We start from the raw sequence: 19436 nt of genomic DNA, 5'->3' as shown, positions 1-19436 counted from the left end.
GAACATGCAACCAAAATTATACTAGTTAAAGAACACATGGTTAATATAAAGATTTTTTTCATATTTTAACGAACTCCTTCCAATATTTGTTTGATTTAAGTATTACATATTTATTTCTAAACATATTATCAAAAAGTTTATTAAAATAAATTTTTTGATAATATGTTTATTTTTACTACTCCACTACTCCTTTTTAGCTTTTATATTTTCTAAAATTTTTCTTTCTATTAAAGAATTTAAAGTTTTAAAATAGTCTAGCACTATAGGAAATTCACATTTAATAAAATTTGTTGCTCTCTGACTACCTATAATATCTGTTATGACTATATCTACGTGCTCTAAAAGCTTAAAGTCTGAGTAATCCCAAAATTCAACTAATCCTTTATAATTAATTTCAATTAAATTTTTTATATATTTTTCAGCATTACTCCCTCCTGACATAGATACAATAATTGATGTACGTTTGAATTTAAATAAATTGGATGATAATTGAATATGATATTTAAATACCATAAATTTAAGTATTTCTAATATTTCTTTTTTCTCATAATCTATAATAATATTGTTATTTTTAATAACTTTATTATAGATAGTTTCTAAAAGATGTTTTTTATCTCATCTTTGTAAAAACGATCAAATATTCTATTTTTAATAAAAAAATCTGTTGATAATGGTAAAGATACACATGCATGAATTAAATCTAAACCTAGCTTTTTATTCTTATTACTAAAAAATGGTTTTAGATAGTTTAAGTAAGGAGAATATATTTTTTTTGTATAAAAATCAATAACAGATTTTACCCTATCTTCCTTATAAATCAAATCTTGCATATAAAAACCATAAGAGTGAATTATATATTCATCTAATAATTGATTTCCAAATTGACCTGGTATTTTTGCATATATCTTCTTCAGAAATTGTGAGATATAATTTTCCTTTAAATTTATATTTACTTTTTGAACTTTAGATCGTCTATGACAAATAGCTAACCAATATAAATAATTTTCTTTATTTTGACTTTTAGAAATAATCCCAGCTTCGTAAAATACATCCATAGATATTGCTTCTAAATACTCTAGAAAATTACTTGATATGTTAAAATCATCCGGATTATTACTAATAATCAATAGATTGTAATAAAATTTTCTTATTTTGAATTCATCGCCAATCACTTTTAAAGAATTTAAATCGATGTTTATTCCATCAGGTAAAATAGCTTTCAATTGGTGATGTTTTTTATAAAAATGTGACTGACTTATAAATAATTCATCACAGAGCTTAAATAAGTTAATATCCTTATTTCTAAACAATAAACAAAATAATTGATAAGAAAAACTCATTTTTAAATATATACTATAAATATCCATATAGCAGTATTCACCTGTATTTGAGAACCTTACTTCCTTTGCTTTATCCTTAATTTCTAAAAATCTTGGAATCGTTTTATTTATATTTTCTAAATCCCTAATAGTAGTCTTCCACACAACATTATTTATTTCAGAAAGTTCTTTAAAAGAAACCCATGTATTTCTTTCTATTAATATCTTTACAATAACTAATTCTCTTTTAAAACTCTTTTCTATAAATAAAGAATTAATGGTCTTAAACATAGAATAAAAAACACTCCCTACATTATTACAGTTTCCATGTTAAATATTACTGGCAACTATAAGCGTTATTTTATTCTAATAATTAAAAAAAGTAATAATTAGGATAATCAATATTTGAATTATATGTTCTTTATTTACATAGTAAAAGAGAGTGGGACAATAGTCAGAAAAAAATCTGATTATTGCCCCATTTTTTTTTGATTTTAAGGTACACAAAAAGCACACAACCTTGTATGATTAAAGTGCCTAAACAAAAATCAAAGGAGTGTGCCTTATGTTTAAAAATTATACCATCAACCAAACAACTTTACCACTAGATGTAGAACATTATATTCCAGAAACGGATGTTGCCTTTGCGGTTCACTCGTTAGTAGAAGCAATCCCGCAAGCGCTCTTCAACCAAATTGAACAACAGCTGGGACGTCCAGCCTATCACCCCAAAATGATGTTGAAAATTCTTCTTTATGCCTACACGCAACGTGTTTTTTCTGGCAGAAAGATCGAATTTTTATTAGACGATAGTTACCGTATGCGTTGGCTAGCCAATCATGAACAAGTGAGTTACCGCACGATCAATCGATTCAGAAGTCAGGAAACGACAGCTCAGCTTCTAGCAGAGGCTTTTGTGTTGTTTCGCCGTCAACTGATAACCAATCAAGTGATAGATAATGAAGCCATCTTCGTTGACGGTACGAAAATTGAAGCAGACGCCAATAAGTTCAGCTTTGTTTGGCGTAAAGCCACCACTCGGTGTGAACGGTTGTTAGATGAAAAATCAGAAGCTTTTTATCAAACGCTTTATCAAGAGGAAATTCTTCCTTGCTTAAAAGAAGAAAGTCAATCCGATGGATTGACGAGCGACCAGTTAGAAGAAGTCGCTCATCATTTAGAAGCTGAACTCCATGAAACACAAGTACAATTAACACATGAAAAATGCAAAGAAAAGCAAAGTCAACTAAAGAAAAAAGAAGAATGTATAAAAAATATCTCCGACAGGTACAAACGGATTATCTGCCAAGAAAACAAAAGTATGAACGGTATGCTCAACTATTTCAAGAACGAAATAGCTTTTCAAAAACAGATACTGATGCCACCTTTATGCGGATGAAAGACGATTATATGCGAAATGGACAGCTCAAGCCAGGTTATAATTTACAAATCGCCACCGAAAATCAGTATGTTTTGAGCTATGAATTATTTCCAAATCCCACAGACACCAAAACATTGAATCCATTTTTAGACAGTTTTTTAGACCGACATAAGGAGTTACCGGAGTACATTGTGGCAGATGCAGGGTATGGTAGCGAAGAAAATTACATGTATATCAACGATGTTCTACATAAAACTCCCTTAATTACATATGGCAGTTATCACAAAGAAAATAAAAAGAAGTACAAGGATAATCCGTTTAACGTGGAGAATTGGCGTTATCTTGAAGAACAAGACACCTATATTTGCCCAGCGAATCGTCCGGTACCGTTCAAAAATTATAGTCGCAGAAAAGATAAAGGTGGCTTTATTCGAGATTTCAAAATCTATGAATGTGAGGATTGTCGGAACTGTTCAGTTCGTCGTCAATGTACGCGTGCGAAAAGTGAACAAAAGCGAAAAATTCAAGTAAATAATAATTGGCGCTATTTCAAAGCAGAATGCAGAAAAAAGCTTTTAGAGGAGAAAACTGGTTCGATTTATCGGAAACGAAAAATTGATGTCGAACCCGTGTTCGGACATCTAAAGGCTCATTTGGCGTTCCATCGTTTCCATTTGCGTGGGAAACAAGGAGCAACGATTGATATTGGTTTGGCACTGATGGCATTAAATTTAAGAAAATTAGGAAAATATATGGAGAGGAAAGTGCGCAAAACAGAAAAAATAAGTTCTATTTTGACAATAAACATCAAAATCGAACTTATTTTCTTTTTGAGAAAGAACTATTGTCCCACTCTCTTTTATAATAAAATTAACTAAAAATAAAATGTACTACATAAGATAAATATTCAAAGGCATTATTTTGTTATTTTTTTATTATAAAAAATATCTTATGTAGTATCACTTATAATAAGTAAAATAGCAAAAAAACTTGTTTTCTTTTTATTATTTTTAGATTTAATTTTAAATTTAATAATAATTATTTAGCTAAAAATACTTATTTAATTTCAGAAACAAAATAGTAACAATAGGTATAAAAGTATTTGTCTACTTCATTTTTTATTTCTTCATTAGTAACGTTATCTGACAATTCAAAGAAAATCACCTTCTCCTCATGTTGTAATTTTGTATTAATCTCTAGTCTAAAACGTTTAGTCATTATTTCTCCTCTATTCCTTTATTAAAGATAAAATTAGACACCAGTATGCATATACATAATTAGTAAATGTAAAAATATATTCTATTAAGTATTAACAAAGTATTCAAAAATAGAACTATCTTAGTAGTATACACCATTAATAAGGTATTTGTGATGCATAACTCCTTCATATTTTTTTACTTATATAAAAATTAATTTATGACTAAACTTTAATTTTAGTTTTAAACTATACTTCTTCCCATGAATCAGAAAACTGGTTATTAGCAAACAAAGAAGCTAAGCCACTAATTTGTTTCAAACGTAATAGTTCATCCTTTTCTATTCCCATATTATCCATAATCCACTGATCACTTAAGCCGGAATCAATCAATTTTTGAATAATTTGTACCATGTGATCAATTGAATGCGTACCTCTAGCTCGATTATGACGAATTGTACTAGCTATACGTTCTGTAATCGGCTTATTAATGATTGAAACTGGTAAACAAAATCCTTCTCTTTTTGCAATTTCACTAGATGTTTTCATCACTAAATATCTGTGATAACCATCTACGATTTCATAGTAATCTTTTTCTTTTACATAGTAACAAACAATAGGCATAGTATACCCATCTAAAATAATCGATTGCTCCAACAATTTTAATTCTGTTGGAGCTATTGTATTAGGATTATAATCGTTAGCACATATTTTATGAATGGGTATCCTATAAATTTTATAAACAGGGCTTATAAATTCTCTTTCTTTTTCCATAATCTAATAGCTTCCTCTTTCTTTTGTAATTCATCTTTTGTTTGAGAAAAGCCCATATAACGACAAGAAGTATCATTTTTTAAAATAGTGATACACATTCTTTTATAGGACGGTACCAATCGAAAATTCTTTATAGGTACTTCATCAGGATATTCATTAAATTTTATCAAATGATATTCTGTTTTATACTTACGATTATTATGAGGTTTTCCCATATCAACAAAAGATATTGGTAATTCTTTCAATTCTTCTATAACTTTAATTGGTAGAGCACCTCCTTTATTTAGCCAATAGTTTTTAGAAGATTTAAATTTTTTTAAATAAATTTCTCTAGTCCAGCTAGGTAATGTTCCTAGTAGAAAGTTGACATATTCTTTCCAAGTTTGTCCCTCAGGTAAAACAATATTTCTATATCCCATTGCTTTAGTATTTCCATATATAGACGCAAAATTAACTCCATTTATTCTCCCAACCATTTTACCCCAAGTATCAGGTTCAATTGCTTTATATAACTTTAATGAATGAACTCCACAATCATGAAAAGGATTTGCCACTCTCATTTCGCCTAATGATACACCAGCTTGATAAAATAAATCATACAATTTATTATAATCCCAACCAAATTTTCCGTAAGCCGTCCATATATCTTCTACTTTCCAATCGTATAATGGATAAAAGTTAAAAATGTTATGGTATATTCTGGAACTATATCGAATTGTTCCAAACATTGTTATTGTATTATCTCGTGTTACTGTAGCATAACGATTTAGACTTTCTTGAGCTCGTAGTCCCACTAATACAGCAGTACGTTTAGCATTGTTTTTTAAGTGTAACCATTTACTCAATTTTTTTTGAAATAAATAATCTTTCATTCCAATTTGAAAAAAATCAAATTTATGATTTTCAATAGTGATAGCTTCGCATGGATATGTATTCAACCAAAGCTCTTTTTTTTCTGGATCCCAAGGAAGCCATGTAGATTGAAACATAGAAATTCCACATGAAGCAGAAATAGGTAAACAAATATGATAATAGTCAAATTCAGGATATTTTCCCATAGTTCTTTTTATATATTGAGATGTGTGATTATATCCCCCTTCATAATCTAAATGATATACTGATATCTTTGCTTTATTTAAATTTTTTTTACAATATTGATTAACTAGTTCAACTAATATTCCTGAATCTTTTCCACCAGAAAATGCTATAACTATATGATCAAATTTTGCAAATATATAATCTAACCTTTGTAAAGTAGCTTCATATACATTTTTAAGTTTTCCCAAAAAAATAACTCCTTTCTTAATTTCATGAAGACAAAGTACACTAAGAATAATCGTTTATCTTTAATTTTTATTAATAATTAATAGTTAAATCAAAAATAATTCTATTATCAAAAAATACAGTGTAATATAAATTACAGGTATAAAATTAAAAAATAAACTTAATAAAGATAATCTTGGATTACAGCTATTCCTTGTAACTAAGGATAAAAAGATTCCAAATAGTCCAAATAGACAAATATATGCATACTGATAAAAACATAATTCCGAATACATAAAAAAAAATAAAAAATTCAAATAAACACCTAGTATTAAACTAGAGCAAAGAGCTATTCTTTTCATAAAAAACTCTCCTAATATTTTTAATAAATTTATGATAGTGGGATATTATCTATTATTTTTCTTATTTTTATTTCTTATTTCTTACTTTTTAATAAATTAATCAAGTTCTTTTATCAATTATTTTCCATATTACTTATTCCTGATTTTTTAATCCTCTAAGTTTCTAATAATAAGCTTATGTAATAATTAAATTTATTTATAGTCGTATGAAAAGAAAATTTTATTTCTTGATAAGGTGAGAAAAAATCTACTCTCACTATCATATTGATAGTTTTTTTACTTATTTCGATAAAAAATAGCATCTTATACAACCAAATTTTTTTAATTATCGATGATTGATGAGTTATTTTTTTCTTAAGTTGTATAAAAAATAATCAATAGTACATTTGATATGTAGAAATACGGTGAATAGATTAGTCTTTCAAATAATAGAAAATTATAGGTTATTACATTTGGAGATCCCTCATCCCCAATTTCTTTTGGACATTTTTTATAGGAATTTTATTAATTTTTTGCAACAAACTCGCAATAGACTGTAACTATCTATTTAGTATAGTGAATAATCAAAAAAGCCAGCGTCTAAAGACGCTGGCAACGATAATCTATATCACTGATATAAATTATTCTTATGGATTAACAACTAAAGGTACCTCTTTCGTTTCTCCAGAAGCTGTATGAGCCACAATTGTGTAATTTCCTGGTGTTTCTGTCACAATTCCTTGTGCCCAGATTGAGAAGTTTGAACCTTTCACTTCGCCTCGTTTCAACACATTTGCTCCTTGATTTAAAGTAACATAAGAAACATTCTCACTTACTGTTCCTGTAATCGATCCATCCCCAAGTTTATAAGGGTTGACTGTTAAATCAATTTTTTCTGGTTCTTTTTCTTTTATTGTGACAGGTACTCGTTTTTCGTTACCATATTTGTCGAAACCAACGATTTCGACTTTATCATTTGCGGAAACAATAACATCTTTCGCATAAACTTCAAAGTTGTTTCCATTCAAAGTACCTGTGCGTTTCATAACACCATTCACAAATAACTGAACCCTTGATACATTTGCACTTTTCGTTCCAGTGATATTATTTTCGCCAAATGTATACTCGTTTACTGTCAATGTCATTTCTTCTACTGGTGCATTCATGATTGTCACGGTTACTCGGGAGCGTTCTACTCCGTTCGCATCCATTCCAATAATTTCTACTTTATCACCTATACTTGTCACCACATCTGATGCCCAGATACTATACTTACCATTTTCTACAGTTATTTGTCGTACTACATGACCACTCACAAATAATTTAACTCGTGCAATACCTGATTTCGCTGTACCATTGATTTTATTTGATCCTAAAATATAATTTTCTGCTGTGACCCCATATTTTTCTGGATTATTTTCTAAAACTGTAGCACTTGTTTTTGGTCCAATCGTACCATCGGCTGCGATTCCAGCTATTTCAAAGCGATCGCCTGCTTGTAGTCCTAGGTCACCTGTGTAAATACTATATTTTCCGTTATTTACTGCGGCTACTCGTTTTTGTACGCCATTGACGAAAATGGCTACTTTTGTCGCATCTCCTGTAATGCTTCCTTTCGCATACGCGTCTACAGCATAATATGGATCAATCGTTGGTGCTTGTAAATTATGTTGTTTTCCTTGTACCGTCGTACTTGTTTTTGGTCCAACCGTGCCATCGGCTGCGATTCCAGCTATTTCAAATTTATCTCCTGCTTTTAATCCTAAATCGCCTGTATAGATCCTATATTTTCCATTGCTTACCGCAGCTACTCGTTTTTGCACGCCATTGACGAAAATGGTTACTTTTGTCGCATCTTTTCCTGCTGTTCCTTTGGCATAGGCATCGCCTTCGGTGAATTTGTCAATTGTCGTTGTTAGTTCTAGTACTGGATTCTTTTGGACTGTGGCACTCGTTTTTGGTCCAATCGTTCCATCAGCTGCGATTCCAGCTACTTCAAATCGATCGCCTGCTTTTAAGCCTAAGTCGCCTGCATAGATACTATATTTTCCATGGCTTACTGCAGCTACTCGTTTTTGCACGCCATTGACGAAAATGGTTACTTTTGTCGCATCTTTTCCTGCTGTTCCTTTGGCATAGGCATCGCCTTCGGTGAATTTGTCAATTGTCGTTGTTAGTTCTAGTACTGGATTCTTTTGGACTGTGGCACTCGTTTTTGGTCCAATCGTTCCATCAGCTGCGATTCCAGCTACTTCAAATCGATCGCCTGCTTTTAAGCCTAGGTCGCCTGCATAGATACTATATTTTCCATGGCTTACTGCAGCTACTCGACGTTGTACGCCATTGACGAAGATCGCTACTTTTATTGCGTCTCCTGCAATGCTTCCTTTCGCATAGACATCACCTTCGGTGAACTTGTCAATAACCGGTGCTTGTAAATTGATTTTTTCTTCCACCACTGTAGAAGCTTGAGATTCTTTTCCATCCATTGTCACTTTTGCAACAATCGTACTACCTGCTGGTTGTTTCATAACCGTCAAACTGTAATGACCATCTTTGCCAACATATCCATGAGCAATCAACTGATTTCCATTCAATAATTTGATTTTTCCACCAGGTTCCCCTGTTCCTGTGATCACAGTTGTTTGAGAATCTACTTTTGAAATCGTTGTTGGTGCTAAATCTGCACGAGTAACTGTTGTATGAGCTTCTGAAGTTAATCCATTAGCACTAACCACTGCTTTAACCACTGTTCCTACAGATTGTTTTGGAATAGTTAAACTATAATTCCCATCGCTTCCAATACGTCCTGAAGCAATTACTTGATTTCCTACTTTGAGTTCGATCTTCGCGTTTGGTTCCCCTTTACCAGAGACACTTGTTGTATTGGTATCAATATTTGATATCGTAGTTTGTACCAATGAACCTTGTGTAACGGTTGTTTGTGCTTTTGAAGTCAATCCATCTTTTTCAACGATTGCTTTAATTACACTGTCTTTTGCTTGTTTTGGAATGGTCAAAGTGTAATTTCCATCACTTCCAATCACACCTTGTGCGATAATTTGGTCACCGTTCATGATCTTAATTGGTGCGTTTGGTTCCCCTTTACCACTCACTTGTGTGGTTTCTGTATTGATTTCTGAGATAGTTGTTTGTGCTAACGAACCTTGCTTGACGGTCGTTTGAGCTTCTGAAGTCAAACCATCTTTTTCAACGATTGCTTTGATCACACTGTCTTTTGCTTGTCTTGGAATGGTTAAAGTATAATTTCCATCACTTCCAATCACACCTTGTGCGATAATTTGGTCACCGTTCATGATCTTAATTGGTGCGTTTGGTTCCCCTTTACCACTCACTTGTGTGGTTTCTGTATTGATTTCTGAGATAGTTGTTTGTGCTAACGAACCTTGCTTGACGGTCGTTTGAGCTTCTGAAGTCAAACCATCTTTTTCAACGATTGCTTTGATCACACTGTCTTTTGCTTGTCTTGGAATGGTTAAAGTATAATTTCCATCACTTCCAATCACACCTTGTGCGATAATTTGGTCACCGTTCATGATCTTAATTGGTGCGTTTGGTTCCCCTTTACCACTCACTTGTGTGGTTTCTGTATTAATTTCTGAAATGGTTGTTTGTGCAAGAGCTGTGCGAACCACAGTTGTATTTGCTTCTGAAGTTTGTCCATCCATTGAAACCACTGCTTTGATCACTGTACCAGCATTTTGCTTTGGAATCGGTAGACTATAATTTCCATCTGAATCAACGGTGTCAGATACAATCACTTGATCGCCTACTTTTATTTCAATCTTTCCATTAGGCTCTCCTTTACCACTTACTGCAGTATCCGTATCTTTCACTGGATTTATAGTAGTGTTTTCTATTCTCGGATTTAGTCTTCCAGTTGACGAGATTCTATAATAATCTTGTGGCTTGAATTGTGCATCAAACAAACTGTTAGTTGTAGAAACGTTCGTCCTATTTCTACCAGATAACTCAACAACTCCATCTACATCTTTCCATCCAGATGTGGCAATAGACGATGATAAAACATTCCACGCATATACATTACTATTAAACATAATCTTACTGTTTGCACCAACATTAAACGCTTTACCAGCAAATTTTGTTGTCTCCAAGTTAAAATATTTAGCATTTCTTAAATCTATGGTCATTGTTTGTCCATAACTATCAATAGTATTATCACTGTTAGATTTTATATTGATACTACCACCCGGATCTACAACAATTGACCCTATTGGACCATAAATTGCCCTTGTATTTGGAGCAGTTGACTCAATATTAAATTCTCCACCTTCTTTAACATAAATACCAAAACCAGTTTTTATTCTATGCAAAACTCCATAAGACTTTGCAGCAGAATCATAAATATTAAACTTTGCACCTGATTCTACTAATATACTTTCTATATTAGTTAGTTCTAACGTTTCATAAGTGTTTATATCATCTCTAATATTAACATTTGCATTCTTAGAAACCTTATATGTTCCACCACCTTTAGCAAACTGGGAACTAAGCGCTGGAGTCCAACCATCTCCAACAATATTAATATTAATATCTACATTTCCTTCAAAAATAAAATTAGAGGCCCATGCAAATTCAGTACCTACATGTTTGATATCTTTTAACGTAATTGTGGATAGCCCAGTACAAAGAGAGAATGCCGCATAAGGTTGCGTACTTCCTGTAGTTAACGTATTAATATTTTCTACAGTCAAACAAGTCCCATCGGGTACTGTAGCATATATCCTATGTGTTCTAAAATCTAAAGTATGACCATTACCATTAATGACTAAATTTTTATTAGTGTACTGGGTAATGTCACTTGAAAAATCTATATCATTAGATAAATTCACTTGACTAATGTTAGGTGTATTAAACGCAGATTTTAATTGTTCAAAATTAGAAATATTTAAGATACTTCTTCCATCAGATGACTTTTCAGGCTCTGCCTTTTTCAGTACTTCTGAAGAAGCATTTTGTGCGTCCCCTCTCTTTTCTCGTGCAGTTTCTGGAATGCTAATTTTGTCATCCTCAGAATTTTCACTAGTTTTTTCTGTATTTTGTGTTTCTTGTTTTGCTTCTGTACTGTTTTCTACTCCTGATACAGCCATTCCCTTTTCTAAATCTGCTTTTGCTTCTGCACTAGAAATAGAATTCTCTTGAGTAGATTGCTCATTCGCAAACACATTTCCCACCGGTAATAAGCTACCACTCATCAAGAGAGCTACCGCAGCCGAGGTAAGTCTTTTTTTCGCTTTCATTCGTTTCTTTAATTGTTTTTTCTTCATTGTTTTGCTAAATTCCTCCTTGTAATAGATGTTAAAAAAGGGAATACTACGTGTGGGAGTAGCATTCCCTTTTTTCTATCTTTTATATCGAGAAAAGATAGAAAAAACAAATCAAACTTTTCGAAACAACTTTGTATAATCTATCTTATGTGAAATTAAGAAAGTTTATAAATGTTGTTTCTATCGTTAATTTACTGCTAAATAAAAATAAATTCTTCTTAAAAAAATCTATTTTTTTGAAAATGTGAAAAAAAGCTATTAAATCAACGTTTATTCAATTAAAAGATTACATAATGTAAAATTATACTAAGAAGCTTTAAACTTTTATCATTACAACGAATTACTTACGTATGAATAAATCTAAAGTCTCTTCTTTTTTCTCATTGTTAAATATTAGAACTCTTTTTTCGTAATTTTTTGGACAATAATTATCTTATATAGAATAGAAGAATAAGTTTAAAAGGAAGATAATAAACACGGGATTATTAATTCATAAGTAAAAAAGAATCAAAAACTTAAGTTTTTGACTCTTCTTTATAATATTTCTGATATTATTTATTCTCTTGGTAACTTAAGTAAATTATCATCTTCACTATCATTAGGTTGGGATCTTACATATTTTTGATCGCCATTAGCTGCTGGTAGTAGTTTAGGGAACGAAGGTATATTCACCACTATTTTAGAGTCTGGATTTTTAATAAGAAAATCATAGATAGATTCTTTTGTATAAAGTCCTGGACTCTTAACTCCGTCTAAATATATTTCTTTTATTTCTATTAATGGATTAACATTAGATTTAACATCATTTATTTTTATTTTTGTTGCCTTAATCAAAATACGTTATCTCCAAATTTTTCTTGTTTAAAATTACGCTTCATAATAATTACTAAACTCAAAAATAGCTAACTACTAGTCTACATCAATACCATATTTTTTAAAGTATAATAATTTAAATTTTTGTCTTCAGGATTTATAAGATCTCCTTTATAAAAAGACATCATTTTTTCAAGTTTGTCAGGATTACAGTTCGCTAAAATTCTTTGCTGAATTAAGTCATCTCCATCTTTTTGTCGAGAAGAAAATATTCACTAATTTATTTTATATTTTTTAAAAAAATAAATCACGAATATAGACGCACTTGTAACCAAAGATAAAACTATCGAAATAACTCCGCTAGCTGCATAACCGAATCCAACATCTCCACTATTAACATCCGCAGAATTGGCTACTTCAATTGAAGAAAGCGTAAAAAATATTATTCCTACTACAAAAAAGCTCAGTGGCATTAATGAATATCTGAAATATCTCTTTTTAAACTGTTTGAGCAAAACATTCATCATAAATAACCTCTCCTTTTCAATATTTTAATTTATAAACCAATTTTTATAAAGAAAGAATATCAAAAAATATTTTTTATTATAAGAACAGTTTCGTAAGATTTCTATAACTAATACAACTCTCTCAACTTCAAGATAAATTTATTAACTATGAAATTTTTTAGTTATTATTGCCACTCACAGAGAGTTTTTTCTTGATTATGTTTAGCTACAGATAATATACGTATACTTACTATTACTTGAAGATTTCTGATTAGCATATCTTCATTCTTAATGATTCAAGTTACTTTTTAAACGAGGCTAGGTTTATATCGTTAAGTAAGTTTTTTATTATACATCATTTTTTTCTTGTCAAAATTACTCCATTTACATTAAAATTATTGTACATTCATCTTATTATGTCTTAATTAAGCAATTGTCGTTTTTTCATATCATACACTTATTAATAATACCAAGTTGAAAAAGAACAATAATCTATCTGGAGTGATTATTGTTCTTTTACATATAACCAATATTCAACCTTTCTGGACACTTTGTTTTTTGACTTTATTTTTCAAAAAATCAACTTATTTTATGTTCATAAACCCATAACAAAATCTATGTTCAGTTAAACTATATAGATAAAGTTATGTTACAATGGAATTAATGAAGGAGTGATTTTTTGAAAATAGGATATGCTCGAGTATCTACCGGTTTACAAAATTTAGATTTGCAAGAGGATAGTTTAAACAATTTTGGTTGTGAAAAAATTTTTACCGATCATATGAGTGGGGCAAAAAGTAATCGACCAGGATTAGAAATGGCGATCGATTTTGTTCGTTCTGGAGATACACTTGTTGTTTGGCGTTTAGACCGTCTGGGAAGAAATATGGAAGATTTGATTTCAATCATCAATCGATTGAATGAACGCGGTGTGAGTTTTCATAGTCTTCAAGAAAATATTACGATGGATAAATCCAGTTCGACTGGTCAACTTATGTTTCATCTATTCGCGGCGTTCGCGGAATTTGAACGAAATCTAATTTTGGAACGCTCTGCAGCAGGAAGAGCAGCTGCTCGTGCAAGAGGAAGGTTTGGCGGTCGTCCTGAAAAATTAACTGAACAAGACTTGGAATTACTGAAGACTTTAGTAGATAGTGGAACACCGATTAAGACAATTGCAGAACGATGGAATGTTTCTAGAACAACAATTTATCGTTACTTAGATAAACTGGAGGAAAATAAAGAATGATGAGAACAAAAACTGTGAAATTGGATGAAAAAACGTCTTTAGAAATTGTCACTTCTAAAGATTTCAAGGATTTTATAATTATTGATGTAAGTTGGAACAAAAAAGACATAGAAAAAGTTTTAACATAATTAAGAAGAGATTAACAATAATCATGCTGTTTTATAAACAAATTATTTATATTGAACGACTAAATTTTTTCTGATATAATTTTTGACAGCATTTATTTTCAATTCGATTATTCTTGAGGTCATTTTGTTAATGGGGATATTTGTTCCGGTCACATGGGAAAATGTATTAGTGGATTTTTGGTATATAGTCATGTACTTGATGATTATTCCAACTATCTCTTTAATTATTCGTATGGTAAGAAAACTTGTAAAAAAATAGTTTAACGAATTTTTCTTTTGGTGTTCTTCTGTCTTGTTAGAAACAGAAGAATTTTTTTATTTTTTCAAACGGAAATATTGAATGCGTTTTTTTGTTCGATATAATTTTCTTATGAGAAGAATTTATTTAGGAGGAAAAAATGAAACGATATCTTTATCTATTGACCAGTTTTAGTGTACTAATGAGTGTAAGTATGGGAGCAAATGTATCTGAAGCAGAGGAAATAAACACAGAAAATTCGACAATTGTGACTGAATCAACGACGAGTTCTACTGAAGATACACAAGTGACTAGTGAGACACAATCTGTCATAGAAACAACTACTACTGACGAGACAAGTAATGTAGAACAACCGCAAACAGCAATCATTAATGGACAAGAAGTCACACTGGAAGCACCAGAAAAAGCAGGACAAAGTGAAGCAAATGCAACACAGGCGCCAAAAGAAGAATTAATGGATGGCTCAATGAGTCGTAGTTCAAGAGCAGCTGTCAAAACGATTCCTATGTATCGTCTATTTAATCCTAATAGTGGAGAACATTTTTACACAAGAGACACTGGTGAACGAGATCATTTGAGAAAAATCGGTTGGAATTATGAAGGAATTGGTTGGCAAGCACCAACAAGTGGTGATCCAGTTTATCGCCTGTACAATCGCTATAATGGGGAACATTTCTACACGCTAAATGCAAAAGAACGAGATAGTATTACGAAACAAGGCTGGACGTATGAAGGAATTGGTTGGTACTCGTACAAAGGAGCGAATGGGATTCCAGTCAGCCGTTTGTACAATAAAAAAGTTAATTGGCATCATTATACGTTGGATGAAAATGAAAAACGTGTAATTACCAAACAAGGTTGGAAATACGAAGGTGTGGGTTGGTATGCAGTTGGGAATGGTCAGCAAAGTAATGATGATTATAGACTATTAGGTGTAAAAAATTATAACCAGTATGCTTTAGGTGCGCCTAGCGGTTGTGAAGGAGCTTCTCTCTTGCAGGCTTTGCAATATAAAGGGAAGTTGACAAACTGGAGTTTGAGACAATTCTTGAACACGATACCTAAGTCACCGAATGGAAATCCGAATAATGGATTTGTTGGTAGTCCGTTTGTCGAAAATTCATGGACGTATTCTGCTATTTACCCTGCCCCGCTGACTACTTGGGGACAAAAATATGGGAACGTCCAGAATATTTCAGGAAGTTCTATGAATACGTTGCTGAATGAAGTGAAGAATGGCAACCCTGTTGTAGCTTGGGTTACGATTAACTTCCAACCAATCCGTTGGGGGAATTGGAGCTTTGGTGTAGCCGCAAATAATAATCATGCCGTTACATTGGATGGCTATAACAAAGGAAGTAATCAGGTACATGTATCTGACCCAATTAGTGGCTCTTATTGGATGAGTCGTACGACATTCGAGAATATTTATAATGCTCGTAAATATGCCGTTGTCGTTCGTTAACGGATAGAAATGTTAGTATAGTTTTGAAGCTGTTCAATATGCTATAATTGAAAGGTAGAAAAGTGAAAAGATGGTGGCAATCCATTCTAGGAGGTGGTGCTTATGTATATAAGTATCAAATATAAGGAAAGGAGAGCCTGAGTTGTCAGTGTTTGAGGCGCTACAGCTAATGATTGCATTTGCGATGTTAGTTTTAGCTATCAAAAACGACAATAAAAAATAAACCATCTAACTTCACTTTGGACGAGTAGTTAGATGGTTAAACCATAAAAACAAAAGCCACCGTCTTTTTAACGGTTCTACATGGAGCTATGTTCGTGCATAGCTCCTTTTTCTTATCTTAAGTATAGCAAAGTAATGTGAAAGTTGCAAATATGTTGAGAAAATTTACACTATTTACAAATATACAATTGTGATTCAATAATTAACAGCTTATTTTTAATGAACTCTTTCTATATTAAATCTAGGTAAGATAATTTCTCCATACAAAATCTATTGCTAGTTTACAATTTTAATATTTAGTTGAGCTTTCAACTTATTCTTTGCTCTAACCAGTTCTGATTTTTCAATTTTTTGATAAGAAATCCCATTTTCTCCAGTTATACCATCCCCAGTAAATCCCACACCTACTAACTGATCTGAATCTACTTTATTAAAAGCTGTTTTATAATATTTAAATATTTCTTGAATAGTATCCCATGAAAAGTCTGTTTTGACATTTTTTCCCATTACACTTAAAATATTCTTATAATTAGTTAATGTTCTTATGCTTTTTAGCTTATCTAAAATCCCTATAATTACTTGTTGTTGCCGCTTTTGTCTACCATAATCTCCCTTAGGATCATCATAACGCATGCGAGAATATTCTAAAGCTTTTTTTCCATCTAAATGCTGTCTTCCTATAGGAAATCGAGTCCCCTTATAATCAAAAGTAAATGTATTATTTACATCTACTCCTCCAACTATGTCAACCAATTCTTGTAATCCTTTTAAATTAATTTCTGCATAATAATTAATTGGAATATCTAATAAATTTTGAACACTTGCTATCGTCATAGAAGCACCACCGTATGCATATGCATGATTTAGTTTATCGTTCTCTCCTTTTCCTATAATTTCTGTGTATGTATCTCTTGGAATACTCATTAAAGTAGTCGTTTTTTTCTGTGGATTGACAGTCATAACAACAATTGTATCTGATCGCCCTTTATCCGCTCTTCCAAAATCTCCACTATCTATACCTAGCAACAAAACAGAAAATGGCTTTTTTGATACTATATCATTTTTATAGAATTTAGTTGTCTGCCCTACTTTTTGATAAGATTCTTGAATAGTATGTTTTATATCAAAATATATTTTTCCTAGGTAAATAGTAATGCAACAAACTAATGAAATCAATAGAATTAAAATAATAGAAAGCTTTTTTTTCATCACATTATTCTCCTCAAATTTTTTATAAAAAACACTCAGTTATCACCATTTCTATATAATGATGGAACGATAGAATTTTTATAAAAATCTATCTTTACAAATAGGAACTTACAATTGTAACCAAATTTTTCAAACTAATTATAGATAATAATGTAACTTTATTTTTCTCATTTTTCTCACTGTTTCTAATTTTTATAATAATGAAATAAATAGTATAAGTAAAAAATAAATATTTGTTAACCATTTAAAAAAATAGGTTGAGATGCTGTTAGAAACGGATAGCAAAGTAATGTGAAAGTTGCAAATATGTTGAAGAAATCTACATTGCTTATGTGATTAATTCAAAAGAATAAAAATGACATCTGGTAAACAATTACGTATATTTAAAAGACCACAATCTACTTTGAAAGAAAAGTTGGTTGTGGTCTTTTGATTTATGATAAGATAGTGATGCTAGGATATTCTGACTTAAGGCTATCTAATGCTTCTTGTGAGCTATCAAAAGAATTATAATCAGAATATTGGTCCTCACTCTTTAAACTAGAAACATTTACTTGATTGTTATTAAGACTTAAATTGGAATACCCATAAATTTTATAAGAAGTAAATGTACGATCACTCCTTTGGCCGTCTATTTTGTATACTGAAACTATTGAGAAGTTATCTGAGTTATCATTAGTGTAACTAGACCAATAACTATTTATATTGGTTCCAATAAAGTAGTTTTCTTAGCGTGTAACGGTGTATTTAGTAAATGAATTTGAGCGATTATTGTCACGTGCAAAAGTATCTATTTGTGAGAGTAAAGCATCTAGATTAGATATTTGAGGTGTACTTTTAAGCCCAGATACTTTCACTTTTTTTGTGTCTGAACCATCAAGTGTTTTTCCTTTTGTAGTTTCTTGTTCAATATAATCCGAATTTAGAGTTATAGTGATACTATCTCCATTTGATAGGTCAGTTGTTTCATCTTCTGTATCAAAGATATCACTATCTATTTCTGCTGAACCATAATTATTGTACCCATTCCAATGAATTGGATTATCTTTTAAAACATTATCAATTGTATAGGTAGTTGATTTTTTTAATCCAGATACAGTGACTGTTTTTGTTTGGGATTTTATTGGACTATTTTTTTATCTGAAGAAACTGAAATTTTTACTTTGTCTCCATTAGATAAATAAGATTCTTTATCTAATTCAATAGAAATATCAGATCGATCAATATCTTTAGTTTTGTTAAGAATACTTTCTATTTTATCTTCATATTCGCCTGATAAAGTTGCTGTTCCCTGGTGATCATATCCAGTGAAATCAACTGATATATCGTCAATGATTGATTTAGGCATTTGATTAATAAGAAAAAATATACCAAATAATATAATAATAGCTGAGGTGCTTCCGCCTATAATTATCCATTGTCTTTTAGTGATTTTTGAAAAATCTATACGGATTTTTTGATTATTATCTTTTAAGTATTGAATAAGGCTATATATAGATGCAACAAACATTATAATTATACCTGTTATGATAACTATATTAGCTGATCCCAAAAACAAATTTGTAAATTCGTTATTCTCATAGGAAATATCAGATTGTAATTCATGGTAAAAACAAAAGTACGATATTGTTACAATAAATGCTGAGATACCAGCAGTAATTTTTGTGCTTTTCTTGCGAATAAAAGCACAAGTTATAACAACAATAGGTAAAATTGTCATTACTAAAATAAGAATTTCCAAGTAACGAAGTACAGTTGTTACATCGTCAGTAGTTGAGTTCGTTGCACTCCAATTAGCTAACTGCTTAATGAATTTGACAATGTGTGCTAAACTAGAAGTTTGATGTCCTATAAATGGTAAATTTACATCTATAAAATTAAAAAAATATACGCCTAATATAACAATTAGTGATCCTATTATTGCAAAAATATCACTAATTGATAACTGATATTTTTGTAAATAAAGTTTTAAGTTATTCTTATTGCTTATATTCATAAAAACC

The 19436-nt window shown here is 31.0% G+C and carries 13 protein-coding genes and 1 pseudogene; 5 read left to right on the top strand and 9 right to left on the bottom strand.

All coding sequences use genetic code 11. The features are described 5' to 3' along the window. Window positions 1–183 precede the first annotated feature (183 nt). Window positions 184–441: a hypothetical protein gene (locus IGJ18_RS14710; RefSeq protein WP_438843533.1), complete on the bottom strand. Its 258-nt coding sequence runs from the start codon at window positions 439–441 to the stop codon at window positions 184–186. Between the two features lie 155 nt (window positions 442–596). Next, window positions 597–1610, bottom strand: a complete 1014-nt coding sequence (locus tag IGJ18_RS14705) for a helix-turn-helix domain-containing protein (RefSeq protein ID WP_438843532.1) — start codon at window positions 1608–1610, stop codon at window positions 597–599. A 274-nt stretch (window positions 1611–1884) separates the two neighbouring features. Here IGJ18_RS14705 and IGJ18_RS14700 point away from each other — a divergent pair. Further along, a pseudogene (locus IGJ18_RS14700) lies at window positions 1885–3578 on the top strand (IS1182 family transposase). Between the two features lie 566 nt (window positions 3579–4144). Here IGJ18_RS14700 and IGJ18_RS14695 read toward each other — a convergent pair. From IGJ18_RS14695 to IGJ18_RS14675, 5 genes are all read right to left on the bottom strand, one after another. Beyond that, on the bottom strand, window positions 4145–4669 hold the full coding sequence (locus tag IGJ18_RS14695) for an IbrB-like domain-containing protein (protein ID WP_081123793.1): 525 nt from the start codon (window positions 4667–4669) through the stop codon (window positions 4145–4147). Next, on the bottom strand, window positions 4645–5955 hold the full coding sequence (locus tag IGJ18_RS14690; protein ID WP_411860206.1) for a DUF3440 domain-containing protein: 1311 nt from the start codon (window positions 5953–5955) through the stop codon (window positions 4645–4647). The genes IGJ18_RS14695 and IGJ18_RS14690 overlap by 25 nt, the downstream gene beginning before the upstream one ends. A gap of 965 nt (window positions 5956–6920) precedes the next feature. Beyond that, window positions 6921–11582, bottom strand: coding sequence for an immunoglobulin-like domain-containing protein (locus IGJ18_RS14685; RefSeq protein ID WP_438843531.1), 4662 nt, complete (start codon window positions 11580–11582; stop codon window positions 6921–6923). A gap of 555 nt (window positions 11583–12137) precedes the next feature. Then, window positions 12138–12416 (bottom strand): DUF3892 domain-containing protein, encoded by a 279-nt coding sequence (locus IGJ18_RS14680; RefSeq protein WP_438843530.1) that lies wholly within the window; start codon window positions 12414–12416, stop codon window positions 12138–12140. Window positions 12417–12670: 254 nt separating this feature from the next. After that, complete coding sequence (locus tag IGJ18_RS14675) at window positions 12671–12922, bottom strand: hypothetical protein (protein ID WP_438843529.1); 252 nt, start codon at window positions 12920–12922, stop codon at window positions 12671–12673. 658 nt (window positions 12923–13580) lie between these two features. Here IGJ18_RS14675 and IGJ18_RS14670 point away from each other — a divergent pair. The 4 genes from IGJ18_RS14670 to IGJ18_RS14655 all read left to right on the top strand — a co-directional run bounded on the left by IGJ18_RS14670 (window position 13581) and on the right by IGJ18_RS14655 (window position 16225). Next, window positions 13581–14150 (top strand): recombinase family protein, encoded by a 570-nt coding sequence (locus tag IGJ18_RS14670; protein WP_438843528.1) that lies wholly within the window; start codon window positions 13581–13583, stop codon window positions 14148–14150. After that, window positions 14147–14278, top strand: coding sequence for a hypothetical protein (locus tag IGJ18_RS14665; RefSeq protein WP_016631604.1), 132 nt, complete (start codon window positions 14147–14149; stop codon window positions 14276–14278). The genes IGJ18_RS14670 and IGJ18_RS14665 overlap by 4 nt, the downstream gene beginning before the upstream one ends. A gap of 398 nt (window positions 14279–14676) precedes the next feature. Further along, window positions 14677–16002, top strand: coding sequence for a C39 family peptidase (locus IGJ18_RS14660; RefSeq protein ID WP_325822178.1), 1326 nt, complete (start codon window positions 14677–14679; stop codon window positions 16000–16002). A gap of 169 nt (window positions 16003–16171) precedes the next feature. Next, complete coding sequence (locus IGJ18_RS14655; protein WP_219350043.1) at window positions 16172–16225, top strand: hypothetical protein; 54 nt, start codon at window positions 16172–16174, stop codon at window positions 16223–16225. A gap of 275 nt (window positions 16226–16500) precedes the next feature. Here IGJ18_RS14655 and IGJ18_RS14650 read toward each other — a convergent pair whose 3' ends face one another. Together IGJ18_RS14650 and IGJ18_RS14645 are read right to left on the bottom strand one after the other, a co-directional pair. Further along, window positions 16501–17433 carry an LCP family glycopolymer transferase gene (locus IGJ18_RS14650; protein ID WP_438843527.1) on the bottom strand — a complete coding sequence of 311 codons (933 nt, stop codon included), beginning with the start codon at window positions 17431–17433 and terminating at the stop codon, window positions 16501–16503. A gap of 1120 nt (window positions 17434–18553) precedes the next feature. After that, on the bottom strand, window positions 18554–19429 hold the full coding sequence (locus tag IGJ18_RS14645; RefSeq protein ID WP_438843526.1) for a hypothetical protein: 876 nt from the start codon (window positions 19427–19429) through the stop codon (window positions 18554–18556). Window positions 19430–19436 lie beyond the last annotated feature (7 nt).

Source organism: Enterococcus sp. AZ078, from assembly GCF_051714985.1.
GTDB lineage: Bacteria > Bacillota > Bacilli > Lactobacillales > Enterococcaceae > Enterococcus_B > Enterococcus_B hirae.
Note: the sequence above shows the minus strand (reverse complement) of the source record. Positions and strands in the feature narration are given on the sequence as shown.